Below are 1,045 nucleotides of genomic sequence, written 5' to 3' on the forward strand. Positions count from 1 at the left end.
TTAAAGTTCGATACTGAAAGCGTTCCGGCATTCGTGAGCGTGCCATTTTCTTTCGTTAATGTGCTGAAACTATAGCTGCCCCCTGTAACAGACAATGAACCATTATTCTTGACGGTTATTGTCGGGGCATTATTAAACTGTCCGCCTCCTAAAACCAGATAGTTTCCAACGTTTTGTCCCACAACGATGGGATTCAAATTAACGTATGTCCCACCGAGCAGTTCGAGTCCTTGAGTAATTGTCATTGGTACAGCGGTACTTTCAACGTAGCTGCCGCCGCGAACAATGACTTTCCCAAAATTGACCGTTCCAGTGCCTGTTTTAAAATCGACGGTTCCGGAAGTATCTAAGACATTCGCGGACAATGAGATGTTGGGACTGGCGTTCCCATAGACACTGTCGCTTAGAGTCCCTGATTGTCCTATCTTTAAAACTCCGTTCACGTGGACAGAGCCGGTTTCGCCTCCTCGGTCTCCGGCAAAGAACAGAGAGCCGTTAACATTTAAATTTCCACCGACAGATAGCGTGCCGTTCGATCCTCCTCTTCCAGATCCGTGTCCGGCTAATATGAAGATCGTCGGATTGTCAATCGTCATGTTGTCCCTGACAGTCAGAGACTGAATAGGCCGTCCTGTATCACCGTGTGAACAATCAAAGGCTATGAAAGTCCAGCCTGATCCCCGATCAGGCACTGTCAGACTGCCGTTGATTACATAATCCGAATGGATCATGCTGGAACCGTTGTCATGAAACAAGTAATCAATGTCGTTCCAGTTTGTCTCACCTTCGACGGTTGTAGCAAAGACACAGGAAGGAACCAGAGTAACGCTTGCTGCTATCACTGCTGCCGTTTTTCCGCCGGTTTGACTGGTCGAAGTCATCGCTTCAGAGACAGCGACGAAACAGCCGCGAACTCTGCTCCATACTTTTTTGTAAATATGATTCATTTTTTCTCCTCCTCGGGAAAAGGAACTGATGCTTTAATCAGCACTGTTGAGAAACAGCACTGGTGAAAGCATCCGGGAGAAAAAACTTTGCTTTGAAT

The 1,045-nt window shown here is 46.8% G+C and carries 1 protein-coding gene; it reads right to left on the bottom strand.

What is annotated here, in order from left to right:
• Positions 1–947: ESPR domain-containing protein (locus HMPREF9439_RS12440; protein WP_008865131.1), on the bottom strand; the 947-nt coding region annotated here is incomplete at its 3' end.
• Positions 948–1,045 lie beyond the last annotated feature (98 nt).

Origin of the sequence: Parasutterella excrementihominis YIT 11859 (assembly GCF_000205025.1) — a bacterium.
Lineage (GTDB): Bacteria > Pseudomonadota > Gammaproteobacteria > Burkholderiales > Burkholderiaceae_F > Parasutterella > Parasutterella excrementihominis.